The organism is Nonomuraea sp. JJY05 (genome assembly GCF_043496855.1).
Taxonomy (GTDB): Bacteria; Actinomycetota; Actinomycetes; order Streptosporangiales; family Streptosporangiaceae; genus Nonomuraea.
This window is the reverse complement of record NZ_JBIEIS010000031.1, coordinates 23085-44269: the sequence shown is the minus strand read 5'-3', so window position 1 is coordinate 44269 and position 21185 is coordinate 23085. Positions and strand designations below refer to the sequence as shown.

Sequence of the window (21185 nt, the reverse complement as noted above, 5' to 3'; positions counted from 1 at the left end):
CCCGCGTTCAGCGGTCATGCCGACCACGGTAGCGGCTCGCCGCCGGTGCCGAGCCGCGCTCCGTGCCAGCACGCCCGCCCGTCCGGGCCGAACAGGTGAAGATCGGTGAGCGGCACGTGGAAGGTCGCGCGTTCGCCGTCGCGCGGCCCGGTGCGGGGCGGCACGCGGGCGACGACGGCCCGCCCCGTGTCGTCACGCAGGTGCAGGATGCTCTCGTTGCCGAGGTTCTCCCGGTACGACACCGTCGCCTCGATGGGCAGGGCGCTCGCGTCGTCGGCTCGGACGCGTACGGACTCGGGCCTGAACCCGACGCGCACCGACTCCGGCAGCTCGTCCGGCAGCCGGGGCAGCCGCCAGCGCAGGTCGCCGCCGGTCAGCTCCACCCCGTCCGCGACCGTCCGCGCGGTGGCCTCGATCAGGTTCATCTGCGGGCTGCCGAGGAACGTGGCGACGAACACGGTGGCCGGCTGCTCGTAGATCTCGGTCGGGGTGCCGATCTGCGCGAACTCGCCCTCGTTGAGCACCGCGACCCTGTCGCCCATGGTCATGGCCTCGACCTGGTCGTGGGTCACGTACAGGACGGTGCCCTTGGTGCGGCGGTGGAACTCGATCAGCTCGGCCCGCATCTGCACGCGCAGCGCGGCGTCCAGGTTCGACAGCGGCTCGTCCATGAGGTACGCGGCCGGCTCCCGGATCATGGCGCGCCCGAGCGCGACCCGCTGGCGCTGGCCGCCGGAGAGCTGGCCCGGTTTCTTCTTGAGCTGGTCGGCGAGCCCGAGCACGCGGCTGGTGTCCTCGATCCGCTGCCGGATGACGTCCTTCGGCACGTGATGGGCGCGCAGGCCGAACGCCAGGTTGCCCTCGACGCTCAGATGCGGGTAGAGGGCGTAGTCCTGGAACACCATGCCGATCCCGCGGTCGCCGGGGTGGGCGTGGGTGACGTCCTTCCCGCCGACCGTGACCCGGCCGGCGCTGACCGGCTCGATCCCGGCGACGATGCGCATCAGCGTGGACTTCCCGCATCCCGACGGGCCGACGATCACCAGGAACTCCCCGTCGCGCACGTGCAGGTCGACGTCGGCGAACAGCACCTGGCCGCCGTAGCGCTTGGTGACCCGCTCGATGCGGATGCCGTCGGTCATCGCTTGACTCCTCCGAGGGTGAGGCCCGAGACGTAGTAGCGCTGCAGCAGGGCGAACAGGACGAGCGGCGGCAGGATCGACAGCAGCGCCGCCGTGGTCTGCAGGTGGTAGACGATCCCGTGCTCCCCCTCGAAGGACGACAGCGCGAGCGGCAGCGTCCACAGCTCCTGCTCGCTGGCCGCGATCAGCGGCCAGATGAGGTTGTCCCACTGGGCGAGGAACTGCAGCAGCAGGACCGTGAGCAGGGCCGGGCGCAGCAGCGGGACGGCGATGAGGAAGAAGATGCGCAGCTCGCCGGCGCCGTCCACCCGCGCGGCGTGCAGCATCTGCGCGGGGATGCCCAGCGCGAACTGCCGGACCAGGAAGACGCCGAGCGCGCTGGCCACGAACGGCGCGATCAGCCCCTGGTAGCTGTTGAGCCAGCCGAGCTCGCTGAGCGCCACGAACACCGGGATCATGACGACCGCCGGGGTCAGCGAGAGCGCGATGATCACCAGGTTGAGCAGCGCGGCCCGGCCGGGGAAGCGCAGCCGGGCCAGCGCGTACCCGGCCGCCGCCGAGATCGCCACGTCCAGCACGGAGACCGCCGAGGCGATGACGACGCTGTTCAGCAGGTAGCGCGGGAACCGGCCGTCGGTCATGATCTGGCCGAGGTTGTCGAACAGCGCGAACCCGTGGAAGCGCAGCCCGGACAGGTCGCTGTCGTCGGGCGACGACGCCAGCACGACCATGGAGTAGAGCGGCAGCAGCATCAGCGCCACGAAGCCGACGAGGGCCACGACGGTGAGGGAGCGGCGGATTCTCATTCCTCGTCACTCCTGATCAGCTTGAACTGGGTGAAGGCGAAGACCAGCAGCACCACGAGCAGCACGATCGCGATCGCCGACGCGTAGCCGAACCGGGAGAAGGAGAACGCGTTGTTGTACAGGTAGAGCGGCAGCACCTGGGTGGCGTTGACGGGCCCGCCCTTGGTGAGCAGGTAGGCGGGCACGAACGACTGCATGGCCCCGGTGACGGCCACCACGATCACGAAGGTGAACGTGCGGCGCAGCAACGGCACGGTGATCAGGAAGAACGTACGCAGCGCGCGGGCGCCGTCGATGGCCGCGGCCTCGAAGACGTTGGCCGGCAGGGCCTGCAGCCCGGCGACGAAGATGATCACGTAGAGGCCGACGTACTTCCAGATGACCATCACGAGCAGCGCCCAGATGGCGTGGTCGGAGTCGGTGAGCCACGGGCGGGCGCCGGCCAGGGTGTCGGCGAGCCCGCCGGTGGAGTAGATGACCTGCCACAGCACGGTGGCGCCGACCAGCGGCATCACCGCGGGGATGAAGATCAGCCCGCGCAGCCAGGCCCGCAGCCGGCCGGGCTTGGCCAGCGGCACGGCCACGACCAGCGCGATCACGATGGTCGGGCCCACCGCGAAGACCGTGTAGAGCACGGTCACCCACACGCTGCTCCAGAACTCCTCGCTGGTCGCCATCTCGCGGTAGTTGTCCAGGCCCACCCACTGCGGGGTGCCCGACAGGTCGTACGAGGTGAAGCTCAGGTAGAGGGCCGCGACCGCGGGCAGCGCCCAGAACAGGACGAAGTACACGATCGCCGGGGCGGCGAGGCCCGCGCCCGCGCGGGCCTCCGTCCCGGCCATGGTGGCCCGCCGTGCAGCGGTCATTTGAGAATCCGCCCCACCGCGTCGTCGAAGGCGGCCGCGGCCTCCTTGGCGGAGCGCTGCTTGTGGATCACCGACTCCAGCGCGTCGAGCAGCGCCTTGATCGTCTCGGTCCACTGCGGCAGCACCGGGCCGAAGTCGGTGTACGGGAGCTGCTCCTCCAGCTGCTGGCTGGCCTTGTCGCGGGCGCTCGGCAGCTTCTGCCAGCCCGCCGCCGGGGTGACCAGGCCGGTGGCGGCCAGCTGCTGGTCGACATGCTCGGACGTCGACAGCCAGTTCACGAAATGCCAGGCCGTGTACGGATTTTTCGCCTTCTTGGCGACCATCCACCCCCATGAGTAGCCGGAGGCCACCTTCTCCTTGCCCGCCCAGTTCGGTATGACGGCGCTGTCGAAGGTCTTGCCCAGCTCGGCCTTGGGATTGAGGGCCGGGATGAGGCTGGAGGTGAACCGGCCGGACACCAGCATGGCCGCGGTGCCCTTGGCGAACAGGCCGAACGCGCCGACCGGGTCGTTCAATCGGGGGTTGCCCTGGCGGCCGTAGTACTCGAGCGCCTGCAGGCCCGCCGGGGTGTTCAGCCCGCCGCGCCCCGTGCTGTCGTCCACGATCTTCCCGCCGAGGCCGTGGATCAGCGGGATGAAGTTCAGCATCGCCCAGATGTTGTCGGCGAGCTGCCACTGGAGCCCGACCTGGGAGCCCGTGGCGAGCTTGGCGTTGTACTCCTCGACCTCCTCCCAGGTCGCCGGAGGCTTGTCGGGGTCGAGCCCGGCCTGCTCGAAGCGGTCGCGGCGGTACCAGAGGTGGACCGAGTTGAAGTCGATCGGGATGCCGTAGACCTGGTCCTTGTAGGTGAGGGCGGCGAAGGCGTTCGTGTCGAACCTGGTCTTGAGCTCGTCGATGGAGCCGGCTCCGAACTCCGCCGGCGGCAGCGGCGCGACCTGCCCCTTCGACGCCCGCTCGGCGAGGGTCCAGGCGCCGACCTTGATCAGGTCGGGTGGCGAGCCTGTGGTGAACGCGGTCGAGAGCTTGGTGTCGAGGTTGGCGATGGGGACGTACAGCGGCTTGACGGTGACCTTCGGGAACTGGCGCTGATACTCGGCGATCTTGGCGTTGAAGTATTTGGTGTTCGCCTGTTCCTCGTGCATCCAGACGTTGACCGTGCCCTGCGGCCCGGACTCCTTGGAGCCGGCCGGCGCGCCGCTCGACCCGCAGGCGGCCAGCGGGGTCGCCAGGCTCAGCAGGGCGGCGCCGCGCAGGAGGTCTCGACGGGGGATATCGCTCATGTGTCCGGTTCCTCTCAGGGGACGGGCGTGAATTCGGTGACCCCCGCGTGGATGGCGTCGGTCATGCGCCGGTGCCAGGCGATGTCGCGCCACATGCCGTCGAACTGGGGGCCGCAGAAGTTGCTGGTCGACAGCGCCTCCCAGCGTCCGGTGGCCAGCGCGGCGCGTACCCCGGTCTCGCACAGCTCCTTGACCCAGCCCCAGTCGCGGCCGGGGCCGTCCTTGTAGTTCACGATCCCCCAGCATTCGGTGGTCACCAGCGGCTTGCCGACCGCGCGCGACCACGCCGCGACCTCCCCGATGTGCTCGGTCAGGCGGCCGGCCCACCGCTGCGGGTCGGCCCGGTACAGGCGCTCGGCCGGGCCGGACAGCGGCTCGTAGGCCCGCGGGTCGAACTGGGAGTGGTGCAGGTCGTAGCCGATCTCCGCGTAGAAGTCGGTGGTGGCCTGCGGCGTCATCCACACGTGCGGTTCGAGCAGGTCCAGCTCGGACAGGTCCTCGCCCGGGGCGCCGGTGGTCTCGGTGCAGATGGAGAGCGTGTAGCGGTAACGGGGGTGGGCGGCGCGCAGGGTGGAGATCGCCTCTTTGGTCCAGTTCCGTACGACCTCGTCGCCCCGGGACAGGGTCTCGGCGCTCGCGTCGTTCCCGTACAGGAAGGGCGCCCACATCGCGAGCGGCCACTCGTTCACCAGGTCGACGAAGTAGACGGCGTCGGCGAGGCCGGCGCCCTCGATCGCCGAGAGCGTGACGTCCCAGACCCGGGCCAGGTCGGCCGGGGTCCTGATCCGCGAGCGGACGTCGAGCTCGTCCTTCCTGAACCAGGAGGACAGCGCGACGCGCAGCCCGCGGGCCGCGCACGCCCGGATGAAGTCGAGCAGGTCGGGCAGCACGCGTACGGAGACCGGCTCGGTGGCGCCCCAGGACTCGAAGTGCCACACGGGGAGCAGGCGCCAGGTCCGCTCCGGATCGGCCGCCACCAGGTGGGGGAAGGCGTCGATGCGTACCGCGTCGTAGCCCCGTTCGGCCAGTTCGTCGAGTGCGCGGTCCCAGTCCTGGTAGCCGGCGCCGTCCCAGCGCCGTTCGAGCCAGGAGAAGTCCCACATGGTGATCGCTAGGGGACTGTTGGTCAACGTCATAGTTCTCAACATCCGTTCCGATGTTGGTCTTACCAGATTGCTAGATCGTGGCTGGCCGAATCCTCACTGTCAAGGCTCTCTTGGGGTTCTTGTGGTTACTGGTCTAACCAGCTAGCGTTCTTGAACCATGAGCACCCGAGCCGTCGCCGGCCTGGAGACCATCCGATGCCCGATTCAGCCCAACGTGCTCCTGCTGCGGCTGCACGCCGACGACGGCCTGACCGGCCTCGGCGAGTCGTTCTTCGGGGCGCAGGCGGTCGAGGCCTACCTGCACGAGACCGTCGCGCCACTCCTCGTGGGAGCGCCCCTGCCCAGCCCCGAGCGGCTGCGCCGGCTGCTCACCGGCCATGTGGGCTTCCAGGGCAGCGGGGTCGAGACCCGGGGCAACGGGGCCGTCGACATCGCCGTGTGGGACCTGCTCGGCAAGGCCGCCGGGCAGCCCGTCGCCACCCTGCTCGGCGGCCCGTACCAGGAGGGCCTCCCGGTCTACAACACCTGCGCGGGCCCCTCCTACGTCAAGGACGAGCCGCGCCAGGCCGTCTCCAACTGGGGCCTGGCCGACACAACGCGGTACGAGGACCTGCGCGGCTTCCTGGAACGCCCCGGCGAGCTGGCCAAGGAGCTGTGGGACGAGGGTCTGCGGGCCATGAAGGTGTGGCCGTTCGATCAGGCGGCCGAGCGGACCGGCGGCATGCGGCTGGAGCGGGACGACCTGCGGGCCGGTCTGAAGGTGCTCGACGACATCAAGAACGCCGTCCCCGAGATGGACGTCATGGTCGAGCTGCACGGCCTGTGGAGCCTGCATGCCGCGCTCGGCCTGGTCAAGGAGCTCGAACGCTTCGCCCCGTACTGGGTCGAGGACCCGCTGCGGGCCGACAGCCAGGCCTCGTACGCCACGCTGCAGGCCGCGACGCCGGTGCCGCTGGCCACCGGCGAGACGCTGACCGGGCAGCGGGCGTTCCGCGGGCTGCTGGAACGCGCGGGGATCCGGGTGGCCATCGTCGACATCGGCTGGACGGGCGGGCTGACCGAGGCTCGCAAGATCGCCGCGCTCGCGGACTCGTACGACCTGCCGTTCGCGCCGCACGACTGCACCGGGCCGATCTCGTTCGCGGCGTGCGTGCACCTGGCCCTGAGCCAGCCCAACGCGCTCGTGCAGGAGAGCGTGCGCGCCTTCCGCCACACCTGGTACGGCGAGCTGGCCACCGGCCTGCCGCCCGTGGAGGACGGCCGGGTGCGCCTGGAGGACCGGCCCGGGCTGGGCGTGGAGCTCACCGACGGGCTCACCGCTCGCCCGGGCGTCACGACCCGCCTCACCGGCACCCGCCCATGAGCCCGGCCCACCAGCGGAGCGGGGTGCGGCGATGACGCGGATGGCGGCGTTGCGCTGGTACGGGCGTGGCGACGTGCGGCTGGTCGAGACCGAGATCCCCAGCCCCGGTCCCGGCGAGGTCCTGATCGCGGTGACACTCTGCGGCATCTGCGGCAGCGACGTCGAGGAGTATCACGCGGGCCCGATCGTCGTGCCGGTCACGCCGCACCCGCTGACCGGCCGCACGGCCCCGCTCACCCTGGGGCACGAGGTCGTCGGCGTGGTCGCCCGCCCAGGCCCCGGCGTCGACCTCGTCCCGGGCACCCCGGTCGTGCCGGACGTCGTGCTGGGCTGCGGCCGGTGCTGGTGGTGCGCGCGCGGGGACTACCCGCTGTGCGAGCGCGGGGCGGCGCTCGGGCTGCAGGACGACGGAGGGCTGGCCGAGTACCTGGTGGCGCCGGCCGACCGCTGCGTCCCGCTGCCCGAGGGCATGCCCGCCGAGGTCGCCGTCTTCGCCGAGCCGGCGGCGGTCGCCGTACGGGCGCTCGACAAGGCCGGTGACGTGTCCGGGGCGGTGGTCGCGGTCGTCGGTTCCGGCGCCATCGGGCTGCTGGTCGCCCAGGTGGCCGCCTGCCGCGGGGCGGCGGCCGTCGTCGCGGTCGACCCGGACCCGGGCCGCCGCGCGCTGGCCGGCTCGTGCGGCTTCGCCGGCGCGGCACCCGGCGAGGTGGCGGACGCCGTCCGCGAGCTGACCGGCGGCCGTGGGGCCGACGTGGTGGTGGAGAGCGCGGGAACGCCCGCCGCGGTGACGGACGCGCTGTCGCTGTGCCGTCGCGGCGGCACCACGGTCCTGCTCGGCGTCACCCCGGAGCCCGCCGTGCTGCCCACGCTGGACGTGGTGCTGGGGGAGAAGCGCGTCGTGGGGTCGGCCTCGCACCGATGGGACACCGACGTACGCGCCGCCGTCGCCCTGCTGCACGCCGGCCACATCCGGGTCGATCGGCTGCCCGTCCAGACCGTCCCGCTCCCGGACGCCGTACGTCGCGGCCTGGCCGACCCGCCCCGCGACGTCCTGAAGACCATCGTCGCAGTCACGAGCGGCTGAGCGGACGGCACACCGCCGTCCCGCGCGGTGCCCTCAGTGTTCGATGCTGGCGTTGAAGTGGGCCAGGCCCCGGGCGAACGCGGCCAGCTCCTCCGGCGTCCAGTCCTTCAGGACCGTGGCCAGGCCCCGGAGCCGGTACTCGCGCTCCCCGCCGACCCGCCGCCGCCCCTCCTCGGTGATGCGGAGCTTGCGGGCCATCCCGCCCTCCGGGTCGGGGATGCGCTCGGCGAGCCCGTCGCGGAGCAGGACGGCGGTCTGCCGGTTGACGGTCGAGGTGTCGAGGCTGAACGCCTGCGCGAGCTGGCCGATCGACATCGGCCCCTCGGCCTCCAGCCGGCTGAGCAGGATGTAGCTGCTGCCACGCTCCAGCCGCCGCTCCGAGGAAGGCGCGGCCGACGACGCCAGCTCCTTGTATCGGCCGATGAGCATGAGCTCGCGCTCGATGCCAACGATCTCCTCGCGCATGAATACCTCCCCACGGCGGTCAGAATATCCCTCTATATGGTGATGTGTAGGATACATACCATATGCATCGTGCATATAATTATGCGAGATACGGGAGAACTCATGGGTTCAACGCGTGCCGCACCGTCCAGTGGAGCGATCATCAGCGTCCTGGCGGCGGCGGGCATCACGGTCTCGCTGATGCAGACCCTGATGGTGCCGCTGATCGCGACCCTGCCGATCCTCCTGCACACCACGGCCGCCAACGCCTTCTGGGCCATCACCGCGACCCTCCTGGCCGGCGCGGTCGCCATGCCCGTCTCGGGGCGGCTCGGCGACCTGTACGGCAAGCGCCGCGTCATGATCGTCAGCGCGGTCCTGCTGGCCGTCGGCTCCCTGGTGTGCGCGCCCGCCAACTCGCTGACCCCCATGGTGATCGGCCGCGCGCTGCAGGGCCTGGGGATGGGCGTGATCCCGCTGGGCATCGCCATCATGCGTGACGTGCTGCCGCCGCAGCGGCTCGGCTCGGCCATCGGGCTGATGAGCTCCTCGCTCGGCGTGGGCGGCGCGCTCGGCCTGCCCGCCGCCGCGTTCGTCGCCCAGTACGTGAGCTGGCACGCGCTGTTCTGGGGCGCTGCCGGGCTCGGCGTGGTGATGAGCGTGCTGATCTTCATCGTCGTACCGGAGTCACCGGTCAAGTCGCCGGGGCGCTTCGACTTCGTCGGAGCGGCGGGCCTGGCGGCCGGCCTGGCCCTGTTCCTGCTGCCGGTCTCCAAGGGCAGCGACTGGGGCTGGACGAGCGGCATCACGCTCGGCATGTTCGCCGCCTCGGCGGTGATCCTGCTGCTGTGGGGCTGGTGGGAGCTGCGCGTGACCGCCCCGCTGATCGACCTGCGCACCAGCGCGCGCCGTCAGGTGCTGCTGACCAATCTGGCCTCCGTCGTCATCGGCTTCGCCATGTACGCGATGTCGCTGATCACGCCGCAGCTCCTGCAGCTGCCCGAGGCCACCGGCTACGGCCTGGGCCGGTCGATGGTCGAGGCCGGACTGTGGATGGCCCCGGCCGGGCTGGTCATGATGGCGATCTCGCCGGTGGCCGCCCGCCTGTCGGGGGCTCGCGGGCCCAAGACGTCCCTGCTGCTCGGGACGCTCGTCATCGCCTCCGGCTACCTCATGGCCCTCGCCCTGATGGGGCACGCGTGGGGCGTCCTGATCTTCTCGTCCGTGGTCAGCGCCGGGATCGGCTTCGCGTACGCGGCCATGCCGTCCATCATCATGAGCGCCGTGCCGCGCACCGAGACGGCCGCCGCCAACGGGCTCAACAGCCTGATGCGCTCGATCGGCACGTCCTGTGCCAGTGCCGTGCTCGGGGCGGTGCTGGCCAACCTGACGGTCACATCCGGGTCGGTGACGCTGCCGTCCGAGGCCGGGTTCCGCGCCGGCTTCCTCATCGGCGGCGGGGTCGCCCTGGTGGCGGCGCTCATCGTCCTGACCATCCCCGGCCGCCGCGCCGCGCAGCCCCAGCCGGCCGGCCTGCCCGCCGACGCCGACCAGCAGGTCCGCACCCGTTGAGCCGCTGCTCCACCAGGGTGACGGCACCCTGGCGGAGCAAGTTCTACGCCGCGCCCAGCTGACCGCGCCGCAGGCGGGCGGCCTTGGCCATGTTCCAGCCCAGCACCGCCGTGACCACGCCGTCGCACCGGTAGAGGGCGACGAAGCGGTTCTGCTCGGGGTCGCCCTCGACCACGCTCACCTCCGCCTCGGGCGTGGGCAGCCCGTGGACCTGGATCTTGACGTCGTACTGGTCGGTCCAGAAGTACGGGACGGGCGCGTAGGCCAGGTCCTCGCCGAGGATGTTGGCGGCCACGAGCTGGGCCTGCTCGACGGCGTTGGTCCGGTTCTCCAGCCGCAGCCGCCGGCCGAGCCCCTCGTGCTGCCAGGAGGCCACGTCGCCCACCGCGTAGACGCCGTCGGCGGCACGGCAGCCGGAGTCGCACTCCACGCCGTCGCGCAGAGCCAGCCCGCTGTCGCCGAGCCATCCGGTCGCGGGGCGGGAGCCGATCGCCACCACCACCGCGTCGGCGGGCAGCAGCTCGCCGGAGACCAGGCGTACCCCCGTGACCCGGCCACTCTCGGAGGCCAGGCCCTCGACCCCGACGCCGAGCCGCAGCCGGACGCCGTGCTCGTCGTGCTTCCTGGTGAGAAGTGCGGCGGCCGGGTCGCCGAGCTGGTCGGCCAGGACCGCGCGGCCGAGGCCGACGAGGGTGACGTCCAGGCCGAGTCCGCGCGCGGTGGCGGCCACCTCCGCCCCCAGCACGCCCTCGCCCACGACGACGAGGCGCGGCCCTTCGAGCATGTGGGCGCGGAGCGCGAGCGCGTCGTCCAGGGTGCGCAGCACGTGCACGCCCGCCAGCCCGTCCTGGCCGGGCAGCCGGGACGGGGTCAGCCCGGTGGCCAGAACGACGGCCTGCGCGCGCAGGGTCCGCCCGGACGCGGCGGCCACCTCCCGCGCCTCGGGGTCCAGCCGCACGGCGGGGTCGCCGAGGATGAACGTCGCGCCCAGCTTGTCCAGCTCGGTCTTGGGCCGCAGGTGGGCCCGCTCGCTCTCCCACGCGCCGGCCAGCACCTGCTTGGACAGCGGCGGGCGATCGTAGGGCGGGTGCGGCTCGGCGCCCAGGACGGTCAGGCCGCCCTGGTGGCCCTTGCGGCGCAGCGCCTCGGCGACGGCCAGGCCGCCGGCGGAGGCGCCCACGATCAGGACGTCCGTCAAGACTGCCCGTCCAGGGTGATCGCGGCGGCCGGGCAGACGGCGGCGGCCTCGCGTACGGCGGCGTGCAGGGGCTCGGCCGGCGACGGGTCCAGCAGGACCACGATGCCGTCGTCCTCACCCTGGTCGAACACCTCCGGGGCGAGCAGCACGCAGCTGCCTGCCCCGCAACATTTGTCCGTGTCGACGGTGACGTTCATCAGAGGGGTTCCTTTCGGTTCTGCCAGCGCACCGGGACCTGCCGCAGGCCGCCGGCGATGAGCCCCGCGCGGCGCTTCGGCTCCTCGTCGCCGCCGGCCGGCTTGATCGGCGCGACCGGGCAGCCCTGGCGCAGGTCGGCCCACTCGCCGGGCGGCTCCAGAGCGCTGGGGTGGTGCGGGGCGTTCCAGACAGACAAGGCGGTCAGGCCGCCGACCAGCCGCCGTCGACCGGGACGATCGCCCCGTTGACGAACGAGGCGGCGTCCGAGGCCAGGAAGAGCGCGGCGTCGGCCATCTGCTCCGGCTGGGCCAGCCGCTCGCCGAGGGCGAGTACAGGGCCGAGCCGGGCGGCGCCGGTGGGGTCGAAGGACGCGTTCGTGGCGATGTTGGTCATGGTGGGGCCGGGCAGGATGGCGTTGCAGCGGATGCCGTCCTTGGCGTGCGCCCAGGCCACGCTGCGGGTCAGGCCGACCACGCCGTGCTTGGACGCGGTGTAGGCGGCGCCGGCCGCCCCGCCCCGGATGCCGGCCTCCGAGGCGGTGTTGACGATCGCGCCGGCGCCCTGGCGCAGCATGTGCGGCAGCACCGCGTGGGTGACCAGGAACGTGCCGGTCAGGTTCACCCGCAGGACCCGCTCCCACAGCTCGACCGGGATGTCGGCGGGCAGCGCCATCGTGTCCATGATCCCGGCGTTGTTGCACAGCACGTCGATGCGCCCGAACGCGCCGATCGCCGCCTCGGTCAGCTCGGCGACCGACGCCTCGTCGGAGATGTCGGCGGCGACCGCGACGGCCGCCTCGCCGATCTCCTCGGCGGTCTGCCCGGCCGACTCCTTGTCGATGTCGCAGGCCACGACTCGGGCGCCCGCCTTGGCGAACGCCACGGCCATGGCCCGGCCGATTCCGGACCCCGCACCTGTGATCAGGGCGACGCGATCGTCGAATGTGCTCAAGAGCCCGTCCTTTCGCCGGCCGTCATCCGGCCCGCCATGTTTGCGGCGTAGCAACCGGACAATATTGTCCGGTTGCTACGATACCCGCTGTGCCGGAGTCACGTCGACCGAACAGAGGGCCGAGCGCCGCAGCCGAGAACAGGGCGGCGTTGGTCGCGGCCGCCCGGGAGGTGTTCGCCAGCGCCGGATACAACGCGCCGCTGAGCACGGTCGCCCGCGCGGCCGGGGTCGGGCAGGGCAGCCTCTACCGGCACTTCCCCGACCGGATCAGCCTCGCGATGGCCGTGTTCGAGGACGGCGTCACGGAGCTGGAGGCGCTGGCGGCCCGGCCCGGCACCACGCTCGACGACCTGCTGGCGCTGCTGACCGAGCAGACCATCGCCTCGACCGCGTTCATCGACATGGTCAGCACGCCGCCGCTCGAGCCCGATCCCCGCATCGTCGACGTACGCGTTCGCGTGTCGAGAGTCCTGGCGGGCGTGCTCGGCGACGCCCGGCGCGCGGGGCGGATCCGCGAGGACGTCTCGGCCGACGATCTGGTGCTGGTGGTCGGCATGCTCGCCGGGGTCCTGGCCAAGACCCCGGCGCCCGACCGGCGCGCCACCGCCGACCGGGTGTGGGCGCTGTTGCGCGAGGGCATCGCGCCCTGAGCGAACCCGCGCCGCCCGTCACCGCTGGGAGGTCACTGGCTGACGGCCCGGCTGGTACGGGCGCGTGGCCAGCGGTCACTGGCTGACCGCCCGCTGGTACGGGCGCGTGGCCAGCGGTCACTGGCTGACCGCCCGCTTGTACAGGCGCGTGGCCAGCGGCACGAACACCACCAGGATCAGCACCGACCAGAACAGCGACACCGCCACCGCGTGCTGGAGCGGCCAGGCCTGCGGTCGCGTCGCGGCCGCGTTGCCGAACAGCTCGCGGGCGGCCTGGACGACGGTGGAGACGGGATTCCACTCGGCGACGGTCCTGAGGGGCCCCGGCAGGCGGCCGGCGTCGACGAAGGCGTTGGACAGGAAGACCAGCGGCATCGACACGATGGTGGCGATGTTGTTGAACACCTCGGGCGTGCGCAGGGCCAGCGCCACCGTCGCCGTCACCCAGGAGAAGGCGTAGGAGAAGAACAGCAGCAGCAGGAAGCCCAGCACCGCCTCCAGCGGCGAGGTGTGGATGCGCCAGCCGACGGCCAGGCCGACCAGCGCCATCACGACGATGCTGGTCACGTTCATGAGCGCGTCGCAGATGGTCTGGCCCACCAGCACCGCCGAGGGCGCCATCGGCAGCGTGCGGAACCGGTCGAAGATGCCCTTCTGCAGGTCCTGGGTGAGGGTGTAGCCGGTGATCTGCGCGCTGGTGACGATGGTCTGGACGAAGATGCCCGGGATCATGTACTCGCGGTACGACATGCCCGGCAACTCGATCATGCTGCCGAAGACGTACGCGAACAGCAGCACGAACACGATCGGCAGGATGACCGCCCCGCCGAGCAGGTCCGGAGCTCGTCTGATCTTGAGCGCGTTGCGCTTGGTGATCGTCACGCCGTCGGCGAGCGCGAGCTGGAGGGCGTTCATCGGGTGGGCTCCTTCTCTGCGGTGACCTCGTGGCCGGTGAGGGTGAGGAAGACGTCGTCCAGGGTCGGGCGGCGCAGCCCGGCGTCGCGGACGGTGACGCGTTCGGCGGCCAGCAGGCCGAGCGCGGTGGCGAGCGCGGTGGTGCCGCCGGTGACCGGGACCGTCACGTGCAGCGCCGTGGGATCGATCCGTACCTCGCCGAAGGACGCCAGGGCGTGCCGCGCGGCCTCCAGGTCGCCGGCGCCGGCCACGGTCAGCTCGATCCGGTCGCCGCCGACCTGGTCCTTCAGTTCGTCGGCGCTGCCGAGCGCGATCACGTGACCGTGGTCGACCACCGCGATCCGGTCGGCGAGGCGGTCGGCCTCCTCCAGGTACTGGGTCGTGAGCAGCACGGTGGTGCCGCCCGCGACGAGCTCGGAGATGACCTCCCACAGGCTTGCGCGGGCCCGGGGGTCCAGGCCGGTGGTGGGCTCGTCGAGGAAGAGCAGGGGCGGGTCGGCCACCAGCGCGCCGGCCAGGTCGAGCCGGCGCCGCATGCCGCCGGAGTAGCCGCGCACCGGGCGGTCGGCCGCGCCGGTCAGGTCGAAGCGCTCCAGCAGTTCCCGGGCGCGCTGCTTGCTGCGCCTGGCGCCCAGATGGTAGAGGCGGCCGACCATCTCCAGGTTCTCGGCGCCGGTCATGTGGTCGTCGACCGCCGCGTACTGGCCGGACGCGCCGATGCGCGAGCGCAGCCGGTCGGCCTGCGCGACGACGTCCAGGCCGGCGACGGTGGCGCGGCCGGCATCTGGTCTGACCAGGGTGGTCAGGATCCGTACCGTTGTGGTCTTTCCTGCGCCGTTGGGTCCGAGCAGGCCGAACACCGTGCCCTCCGGGACGGACAGGTCCATCCCGTTCAGGGCGACGACGTCGCCGTACTTCTTGACCAGGCCCTCGGCGTGAATGGCGGGGGGCATCGCTGGTTTCTCCTTTTCTTGGGGGGTTGGACATGATTTATGGGCATGACGGGATGGCGGACGGTCGCCCGCCCGCTTTGCTCAGTGGGTGCTAGATGTCCAGGTCCTCGACGGCGGGTCGCTCGGCCACGTCGGCGATCAGGTCGTAGAACTCGTCAGGGATCCTGCCGCGCAGCTCCTCGACCGTGTCGACGACGTCCAGCGTGGCCGCGCCCTGCACGAAGCCCCATCGCGTCTCGCCCAGGCCGAGGTAGCCGCGCCAGGTGCTCACCCAGTCCTCGGACTCCGAGCCGTTCACCCAGTCGGGGGAGCGGTCGACGTGCAGGACGAACTTGCCCTTGCGCGAGCGGTACACCCGGAACATCTCCACCCGGCCGCTGCGGCTGGTGCGGCCCCACTCGCCGAGCAGCACGCCGGAGAAGCGCTGCTTGCGCCCGGCGCCCTGGCCGACCTGCACGATGACCTCTTCGTAGCCCTCCTGGCGGCCCTCCTCCATCTCGACGTAGCGTCGCAGCGCCACGCTGATGGCGGTCGACAGCTTGCCGCCGGCGAGCTCCTGCGCCCGCTGGAAGATCGGCAGGTCCTCGTCCGACACGTAGATCGTCTTATTCGGCATCGTCTCATCCTCATCCCGTATACGTATGAGTCTACGTATACGGGCGCCCGGATGGCAACGGCTTTCAGTCGCGGTCGTCGACGGTCCCATAGGAAGTGGCTCTGAAGAGGAAGGACGCCCAGGACCGGTAGGGCCGCCAGGCCTCGGCCAGCTTCCGGTACGCGCTCGGCGCGTCCTCCGGCAGGCCGTACGCCTCGCGCAGGATCGCGAACAGGCGCGGCTCGTCGCCGGGGAAGGCGTCCGGCGCGCCCGCGCCGCGGATCAGGATCAGCCCCGCGGAGAACGGCCCCACGCCGGGCAGCGCGCGCAGCTCGGCCAGGGCGTCCTGCGGGTCGAGCGCGCGCAGGTGCTCGGCGGTGAGCACGCCGTCGAGCGCCGCCTGCGCCAGGCCGCGCAGCCACTCCTCCTTCTGCGCCGGCAGCCCGAGGCCCCCGGCCTCCAGCAGCGACACGGGCGGGGGGAAGGCCGAGTGCGTCCGCCCGTCGACGGTGACCTTGGCGCCGTACCGGTCCGCGATGCGCTGCTTGATCCGCGAGGCGATGAGCATCGACGAACGCTGCACGATCACCGCCCAGCACGCGGCCTCCCACGGGCTCCAGAAGCACACCGGCCGCAGGCCGGGGCTGCGCCGCTGCAGGTCGCCGAGCACCGGGTCGGACTCGCCGAGCTTGGCGAAGCCGGCGCCGTCGACGTCGAGCGACAGGATCCGCGCCACCTCGCCCCGGATCCCCGGCCCGGCGGGCCGGGTCGTGGCCACGGCGACCCCGCCCGGCGCGCCCGTCACCGTGACGCCGATCGGCAGCCAGTCGGATTCGGCGCAGTAGGCGAAGCGCATCGCCCGCCCGTCGGAGGGCAGCGCGCTGGTGGCCGGCCAGTCCTCGAGGAAGCGCAGGGAGGCGCCGAAGTCGAACGGGCCCTCGGCGGTGAGCGTGAATCCGTGCGTGGTCATGCGCGTATGGTAGGCGCCCGGAAGGACACTCTCCGCTGGTCATCCGGTCATGGGTCGGACTCCTCGACGGCGTTGCGGTGGCTGCCGGCGATGAAGGCGTGGATCGTCTCCAACTGCTTGGTGGTGAACTCGCCCATCAACCGGCGAGCCCGGGCGTCGAGCGGTGAGTGACCGCGCCGTCGGGGTCTTCAACGAGCCCCCCGCGGCGGCCTCGGCCTTCAACGCGTCCGACGGCCGGCTCACCTTGGCGCGGGAATGCAGGCGCCGTCGCCCGACGGCGCCTGAGCGTGAGGTGAGTCAGACCTGGAGCAGGGAGGCGCAGGCGGCCGCCGCCGCGTCGGCGTCACCGACCACGACGGCTCGGGCGAGAGCCGTCAGGCGCTCGGCCGAGACCCGGACGTCGTCCAGCGGCGCGGACTCCGAGAGCAGGTCGTCGAGCTCGGCCAGCAGGCTCGCCCCCGCGAGCCTGCGCACGCAGGGCCAGGTGTCGGAGAAGCGCACCGGGCGGCCGTCCGCGTCGAGCAGGGCGAGCCGGAGGCTGCGGTCGGGATGTGACGCCGCGCTGCGCGCCAGCCCCGCCATGATCGCCTCGCGGGCCCGGGCGAGCTCCACCGGGTCGCGCCCGGCCAGCGATAACGCCGGATCCGGCCGCTCCTCCTGCAGCGTCGGCGCGAGCACCACGGCGCCGTTGCCGTGCTGGACCTCGACCATGCCCTGGACCTCGAGCGCGACCAGGGCGCGGCTCAGCGTCGCCCGGCTGACGCCGAGCTCGGCGGCCAGGCGACGCTCGGGCGGCAGGCGGTCGCCGGGGGAGAGCCCCTGGGCCTCGATGAAGCGCGCGATGTGGTCGGCCAGCTGCACGTAGAGGCGGGGACGCTCCATCCGCTCGGGAACCGCGGAGGTCTGCGGGCGCTTCTTGGTCACGGGGGACAGTCTATTGACATCCGGCGCAGTGGCGCAGAGGCTAGGCCAATCCGGAAATACGCACGTAACCGGAGAATCACCTGACCCGAGGAGTCGCCGATGTCAGCGGAAGTCGTTGCGTTGGTTGTATTGGTGTTGGTGTTCCTGATAGCCACCGTCCGGTCCATCAACATGGGGGCGCTGGCGCTCGTGGCGGCGTTCGTCGTCGGCACCGCGGTGTTCGGCGTGGAGGTGTCGGACGTCCTCGGCGGCTTCCCGGCGAACCTGTTCGTCATCCTGGTCGGCGTCACGTACCTGTTCGCGCTGGCCAGGAACAACGGCACCGTGGACTGGATCGTGCACCGGGCCGTGGTCGCGGTGCGCGGGCGCGTCGCCCTGATGCCGTGGGTGATGTTCGTGGTGTGCGCCGCGATCACGGCGATCGGCGCCGCCAGCCCGGCCGCGGTGGCGATCGTGGCGCCGGTGGCGATGGGCTTCGCCGCCCGCTACCGGATCAACCCGGTCATGATGGGCCTGATGGTGGTGCAGGGCGCCACCGGCGGGAGCTTCTCGCCGATCGGCATCTTCGGCGCGATCACCAACGGAGTCGTGGACAAGAGCCACCTTCCGGGCAATCCCGCCGTGCTGTTCTTCAGCGCGATGGGCGCCTGCGCGCTGATCAGCCTGATCGGCTTCCTCACCCTGGGCGGCACGAAGCTGCTGCAGCGCGACCGCGAGTCGCCGAAGGAGCAGGTCACGACCCTCGCGCGAACCGGCGCCGGCACCGGGTCCGCCGGCTCCGCCGCCGGGGATCCCGAGCCCGCCGACGACGACCTGCCCCGCCTCGACGCGCAGCGCTCCCTCACGCTGGTCGGCCTGCTCGTGCTCGCCGTGGGCGCGCTCGTCTTCGACCTCGACATCGGCTTCCTCGCCCTGGCGGTGGCGGTCGCGCTCACGCTGATCTTCCCCTCCGCGGCCCGCGGCACCGTCGACAAGATCAGCTGGGGTACGGTGCTCCTCGTCGGCGGCATCGTCACCTATGTCTCGCTGCTGGAGGACCAGGGCACGGTGAAGTGGCTCGGCGACGGGGTCGCCCATGTCGGCGCCCCGCTCCTGGCCGCGTTCCTGATCTGCCTCATCGGCGCCGTGGTCTCCGCCTTCGCCTCGACGACCGGCATCCTCGGGGCGCTCATCCCGCTCGCCGTGCCGTTCCTGCAGACCGGTCAGGTCGGCGCCGTCGGCCTGGTCACGGCGCTGGCGATCTCCTCCTCGGTGGTCGACTGCAGCCCCTTCTCGACCAACGGAGCCCTCGTCGTCGCGAACGCGGACGTCGCAGAACGCGACAACGTGTTCAAGCGCCTGATGACCTGGGGCATGACGATCATGGTGGTCGCGCCGGTGCTGTGCTGGGTGATCCTCGTCGTGCCGGGGAGCCTGTCATGAGCGGCCCGCTCGCGGGTTACGTCGTCGTCGACCTGACCAGGGCGCTGGCCGGGCCGCACGCCGCGATGATGCTCGGCGACCTGGGCGCGCGGGTGATCAAGGTGGAGCAGCCCGGGAGCGGCGACGACACCCGGGGCTGGGGCCCGCCGTTCGCCGGCTCCGAGTCCACGTACTTCCTGTCGTGCAACCGCAACAAGCAGTCGATCGCCCTGGACCTGAAGGACGAGGACGGCCGGGCCACCCTGGAGGCCCTGATCCGCAAGGCGGACGTGCTGCTGGAGAACTTCCGCACCGGCGTGCTCGACCGGCTCGGCTTCACCACCGAGCGCCTGCTGGAGCTCAACCCGCGGCTGGTCGTGCTGTCCATCACCGGGTTCGGTCACGACGGCCCGGAGGCCGGGCGGGCCGGCTACGACCAGATCGCGCAGGGCGAGGCCGGGCTGATGTCGCTCACCGGGTCCGGGCCCGACGACCCGCAGCGGGTCGGCGTGCCGATCGGTGACCTGCTGGCCGGCATGTACGGCGCGTACGGCGTGGTGTCCGCGCTGCTCGAACGCGAGCGCACCGGGCGCGGCCAGGTCGTGCGCACCTCGCTGCTGGCCGGGATCGTCGGGGTGCACGCCTTCCAGGGCACCCGCTGGACGGTGGCCGGCGAGGTCGGGCGCGCCCAGGGCAACCACCACCCGTCCATCGCCCCGTACGGGCTGTTCCGGTGCGGGGACGGGCACGTGCAGATCGCGGTGGGCAGCGAGGGGCTGTGGCAGCGCTTCTGCGCCGAGTTCGGCCTGGACCCGCGGGAGCCGGGCCTGGCGACGAACGCGGAGCGGGTGGCCGCGGGCAGGCGGCTGGTCGAGCTGGTCGAAGCGGCCTTCGCCCCCTTCGGCGCGGACGAGCTGCTGCGCCGGCTGGCCGCCGCGGGCGTGCCCGCCGGGCGGGTGCGCAGCCTGGACGAGGTGTACGACTGGCAGCAGGCCAGGTCGCAGGGCCTGCTCATCGACGTCGAGCACGCGGGCATCGGCCGGATCACGCTGCCCGGCCCGCCGCTGCGGTTCTTCGACCCGGCCGGGCCGGACGGCGAGGTCGAGATCACCCGGACCGACCACGCCGCGCCTCCCGTGCTGAACGCCGACGAGGAGGAGATCCGCTCATGGCTGTCCGGATGACCGCGCTCCAGCTCGTCGAGCTCGCCCTCGACGACGGCTCCTTCCGCAGCTGGGACCGGCCGCTCGGGCCGGTGGGGGACGCCGACGTCGCCGCGGCCAGGCAGCGCACGGGCCTGGACGAGGCGGTGATCACGGGGGAGGGGCTGCTCAACGGCCGCCGGGTGGCCGTCGTCGCCTGCGAGTTCGGCTTCCTCGCCGGATCCATCGGGGTCGCCGCCGCCGAACGCCTGGTGTCGGCTGTGGAGCGGGCGACCGCCGAACGGCTGCCGCTGCTCGCCGCGCCCGCCTCGGGCGGCACGAGGATGCAGGAGGGCACGGTGGCGTTCCTGCAGATGGTGAAGATCTCGGCGGCGGTCACCCAGCACAAGGCCGCGGGCCTGCCGTACCTGGTCTACCTTCGCGACCCCACCCTCGGCGGCGTGCTGGCCTCGTGGGGCTCGCTCGGCCACGTCACGGCCGCCGAACCCGGCGCGATGATCGGCTTCCTCGGCCCGCGCGTCTACCGGTCCCTGTACGGGGAGCCGTTCCCGGAGGGCGTCCAGGTCGCCGAGAACCTGTACCGGCACGGCCTGGTCGACGCCGTGCTGCCGCCGCAGGCGCTGGCCGGGATCGCCGACCGGGCGCTGCGCATCCTGCTGGCGCCGCCGGTGGAGCCGCCCCCGGGCGAGGCGCCGCCGCCGGAGCCGCTGCCGGACGTGCCCGCGTGGGAGTCGATCATCCGCTCCAGGCGCGCCGACCGGCCCGGCGTCCGGCAGCTGCTCCGCCACGCCGCCTCGGACGTCCTGCCGCTGAACGGGACCGGCGAGGGAGAACACGACCCGGGGCTGTACCTGGCGCTGGCCCGCTTCGGCGGCGTCTCGTGCGTGCTGCTCGGCCAGGACCGCCGCACCCAGACCGACGTGGGGCCGATGGGCCCGGCGGCTCTGCGCGCGGCCCGGCGCGGCTTCCGCCTGGCGCACGAGCTGAACCTGCCGCTCGTCACCGTCATCGACACCCCCGGCGCGGCGCTCAGCCCGGAGGCGGAGGAGGGCGGGCTGGCCGGCGAGATCGCCCGGTGCCTGTCCGAGCTCGTCACCCTTGAGGCGCCGACGCTGTCCATCCTGCTCGGCCAGGGCTGCGGCGGCGGCGCGCTCGCGCTGATCCCGTGCGACCGGGTGCTCGTCGCCCAGCACGGCTGGCTGTCACCACTGCCGCCCGAGGGCGCCAGCGCCATCGTGCACCGCGACGTCGACCACGCCCCGGAGCTGGCGGCCGCGCAGGGGGTGCGCTCCGCCGACCTGGTCGCCGACGGCATCGCCGACCGGATCGTCCCCGAGCGCCCGGACGCGGCCGACGAACCGGAGGCGTTCTGCCGCCGCGTCGGGCGCGAGCTGGAGCGGGAGCTCGCCGCGATGCTGCCCCGCCGCCGCCCCGACCTGCTCACCGAACGGCTGCGGCGCTACCGCGCCCTCGGCACTGCCCGCGGCCGGACCCAGGTGGCCGGCTAGCAGCCCCGGCCGCTCATCGAGGCGCCTCCAGGCGGTGCCCGTTCAGGCGTCCCTAGGCAGCGCCCATCGAGGCGCCTCCAGGCAGTGCCCGTTCAG

The 21185-nt window shown here is 72.5% G+C and carries 22 protein-coding genes; 7 read left to right on the top strand and 15 right to left on the bottom strand.

What is annotated here, in order from left to right:
- Positions 1-14: 14 nt before the first annotated feature.
- Genes ACFKCF_RS39235 through ACFKCF_RS39215 form a run of 5 tightly spaced genes read right to left on the bottom strand, consistent with a single transcriptional unit; the run spans position 15 to position 5230 of the window.
- On the bottom strand, positions 15-1142 hold the full coding sequence (locus tag ACFKCF_RS39235) for an ABC transporter ATP-binding protein (protein ID WP_394500376.1): 1128 nt from the start codon (positions 1140-1142) through the stop codon (positions 15-17).
- Positions 1139-1948 carry a carbohydrate ABC transporter permease gene (locus ACFKCF_RS39230; protein WP_394500375.1) on the bottom strand — a complete coding sequence of 270 codons (810 nt, stop codon included), beginning with the start codon at positions 1946-1948 and terminating at the stop codon, positions 1139-1141. Before ACFKCF_RS39230 ends, ACFKCF_RS39235 begins: the two co-directional genes overlap by 4 nt.
- Positions 1945-2814 (bottom strand): carbohydrate ABC transporter permease, encoded by an 870-nt coding sequence (locus tag ACFKCF_RS39225; RefSeq protein ID WP_394500374.1) that lies wholly within the window; start codon positions 2812-2814, stop codon positions 1945-1947. Before ACFKCF_RS39225 ends, ACFKCF_RS39230 begins: the two co-directional genes overlap by 4 nt.
- Complete coding sequence (locus tag ACFKCF_RS39220) at positions 2811-4094, bottom strand: extracellular solute-binding protein (protein ID WP_394500373.1); 1284 nt, start codon at positions 4092-4094, stop codon at positions 2811-2813. Before ACFKCF_RS39220 ends, ACFKCF_RS39225 begins: the two co-directional genes overlap by 4 nt.
- 14 nt (positions 4095-4108) lie before the next feature.
- Positions 4109-5230, bottom strand: a complete 1122-nt coding sequence (locus tag ACFKCF_RS39215; protein WP_394500372.1) for a cellulase-like family protein — start codon at positions 5228-5230, stop codon at positions 4109-4111.
- Between the two features lie 127 nt (positions 5231-5357).
- On the opposite strand from ACFKCF_RS39215, the gene ACFKCF_RS39210 reads away from it, so the two are divergent.
- Both ACFKCF_RS39210 and ACFKCF_RS39205 read left to right on the top strand, forming a co-directional pair.
- Entirely contained in the window at positions 5358-6563 is a 1206-nt protein-coding gene (locus ACFKCF_RS39210) for a mandelate racemase/muconate lactonizing enzyme family protein (protein ID WP_394500371.1), read from the top strand.
- A gap of 31 nt (positions 6564-6594) precedes the next feature.
- Positions 6595-7647 carry a zinc-binding dehydrogenase gene (locus ACFKCF_RS39205; protein ID WP_394500370.1) on the top strand — a complete coding sequence of 351 codons (1053 nt, stop codon included), beginning with the start codon at positions 6595-6597 and terminating at the stop codon, positions 7645-7647.
- Between the two features lie 33 nt (positions 7648-7680).
- Here the strand turns inward: ACFKCF_RS39205 and ACFKCF_RS39200 are convergent, their stop codons facing one another.
- Positions 7681-8112 carry a MarR family winged helix-turn-helix transcriptional regulator gene (locus ACFKCF_RS39200; protein WP_394500369.1) on the bottom strand — a complete coding sequence of 144 codons (432 nt, stop codon included), beginning with the start codon at positions 8110-8112 and terminating at the stop codon, positions 7681-7683.
- A 102-nt stretch (positions 8113-8214) separates the two neighbouring features.
- Between ACFKCF_RS39200 and ACFKCF_RS39195 the strand changes: the two genes are divergently transcribed.
- Entirely contained in the window at positions 8215-9663 is a 1449-nt protein-coding gene (locus tag ACFKCF_RS39195; protein WP_394500368.1) for an MFS transporter, read from the top strand.
- Between the two features lie 43 nt (positions 9664-9706).
- Here ACFKCF_RS39195 and ACFKCF_RS39190 read toward each other — a convergent pair whose 3' ends face one another.
- The 4 genes from ACFKCF_RS39190 to ACFKCF_RS39175 are packed head-to-tail and all read right to left on the bottom strand — an operon-like array spanning position 9707 to position 12010.
- Positions 9707-10861, bottom strand: coding sequence for an NAD(P)/FAD-dependent oxidoreductase (locus ACFKCF_RS39190; RefSeq protein WP_394500367.1), 1155 nt, complete (start codon positions 10859-10861; stop codon positions 9707-9709).
- Positions 10858-11058 carry a ferredoxin gene (locus ACFKCF_RS39185; protein WP_394500366.1) on the bottom strand — a complete coding sequence of 67 codons (201 nt, stop codon included), beginning with the start codon at positions 11056-11058 and terminating at the stop codon, positions 10858-10860. The genes ACFKCF_RS39190 and ACFKCF_RS39185 overlap by 4 nt, the downstream gene beginning before the upstream one ends.
- Positions 11058-11255 (bottom strand): hypothetical protein, encoded by a 198-nt coding sequence (locus tag ACFKCF_RS39180; protein WP_394500365.1) that lies wholly within the window; start codon positions 11253-11255, stop codon positions 11058-11060. Before ACFKCF_RS39180 ends, ACFKCF_RS39185 begins: the two co-directional genes overlap by 1 nt.
- A 5-nt stretch (positions 11256-11260) precedes the next feature.
- Positions 11261-12010 (bottom strand): SDR family NAD(P)-dependent oxidoreductase, encoded by a 750-nt coding sequence (locus ACFKCF_RS39175; RefSeq protein WP_394500364.1) that lies wholly within the window; start codon positions 12008-12010, stop codon positions 11261-11263.
- Between the two features lie 89 nt (positions 12011-12099).
- Here ACFKCF_RS39175 and ACFKCF_RS39170 point away from each other — a divergent pair, with 89 nt between their 5' ends.
- The gene (locus ACFKCF_RS39170; RefSeq protein ID WP_394500363.1) at positions 12100-12660 is read left to right on the top strand and encodes a TetR/AcrR family transcriptional regulator; all 561 of its coding nucleotides are present in this window, start codon (positions 12100-12102) and stop codon (positions 12658-12660) included.
- A gap of 117 nt (positions 12661-12777) precedes the next feature.
- Here ACFKCF_RS39170 and ACFKCF_RS39165 read toward each other — a convergent pair whose 3' ends face one another.
- The 5 genes from ACFKCF_RS39165 to ACFKCF_RS39145 all read right to left on the bottom strand — a co-directional run bounded on the left by ACFKCF_RS39165 (position 12778) and on the right by ACFKCF_RS39145 (position 17017).
- Positions 12778-13575: an ABC transporter permease gene (locus tag ACFKCF_RS39165; RefSeq protein WP_394500362.1), complete on the bottom strand. Its 798-nt coding sequence runs from the start codon at positions 13573-13575 to the stop codon at positions 12778-12780.
- Positions 13572-14528, bottom strand: coding sequence for an ATP-binding cassette domain-containing protein (locus ACFKCF_RS39160; protein WP_394500361.1), 957 nt, complete (start codon positions 14526-14528; stop codon positions 13572-13574). Before ACFKCF_RS39160 ends, ACFKCF_RS39165 begins: the two co-directional genes overlap by 4 nt.
- 91 nt (positions 14529-14619) lie before the next feature.
- Entirely contained in the window at positions 14620-15144 is a 525-nt protein-coding gene (locus ACFKCF_RS39155; RefSeq protein ID WP_394500360.1) for an EXLDI protein, read from the bottom strand.
- A gap of 64 nt (positions 15145-15208) precedes the next feature.
- Positions 15209-16093 (bottom strand): DNA-3-methyladenine glycosylase family protein, encoded by an 885-nt coding sequence (locus ACFKCF_RS39150; protein ID WP_394500359.1) that lies wholly within the window; start codon positions 16091-16093, stop codon positions 15209-15211.
- A 297-nt stretch (positions 16094-16390) separates the two neighbouring features.
- The gene (locus ACFKCF_RS39145; RefSeq protein WP_394500358.1) at positions 16391-17017 is read right to left on the bottom strand and encodes a FadR/GntR family transcriptional regulator; all 627 of its coding nucleotides are present in this window, start codon (positions 17015-17017) and stop codon (positions 16391-16393) included.
- A gap of 99 nt (positions 17018-17116) precedes the next feature.
- Here ACFKCF_RS39145 and ACFKCF_RS39140 point away from each other — a divergent pair, with 99 nt between their 5' ends.
- Genes ACFKCF_RS39140 through ACFKCF_RS39130 form a run of 3 tightly spaced genes read left to right on the top strand, consistent with a single transcriptional unit; the run spans position 17117 to position 21089 of the window.
- Positions 17117-18439 carry an SLC13 family permease gene (locus tag ACFKCF_RS39140; RefSeq protein ID WP_394500357.1) on the top strand — a complete coding sequence of 441 codons (1323 nt, stop codon included), beginning with the start codon at positions 17117-17119 and terminating at the stop codon, positions 18437-18439.
- Positions 18436-19602, top strand: a complete 1167-nt coding sequence (locus ACFKCF_RS39135; RefSeq protein ID WP_394500356.1) for a CaiB/BaiF CoA transferase family protein — start codon at positions 18436-18438, stop codon at positions 19600-19602. The genes ACFKCF_RS39140 and ACFKCF_RS39135 overlap by 4 nt, the downstream gene beginning before the upstream one ends.
- Positions 19587-21089 carry a carboxyl transferase domain-containing protein gene (locus ACFKCF_RS39130; RefSeq protein WP_394500355.1) on the top strand — a complete coding sequence of 501 codons (1503 nt, stop codon included), beginning with the start codon at positions 19587-19589 and terminating at the stop codon, positions 21087-21089. Before ACFKCF_RS39135 ends, ACFKCF_RS39130 begins: the two co-directional genes overlap by 16 nt.
- Positions 21090-21185: the final 96 nt, after the last annotated feature.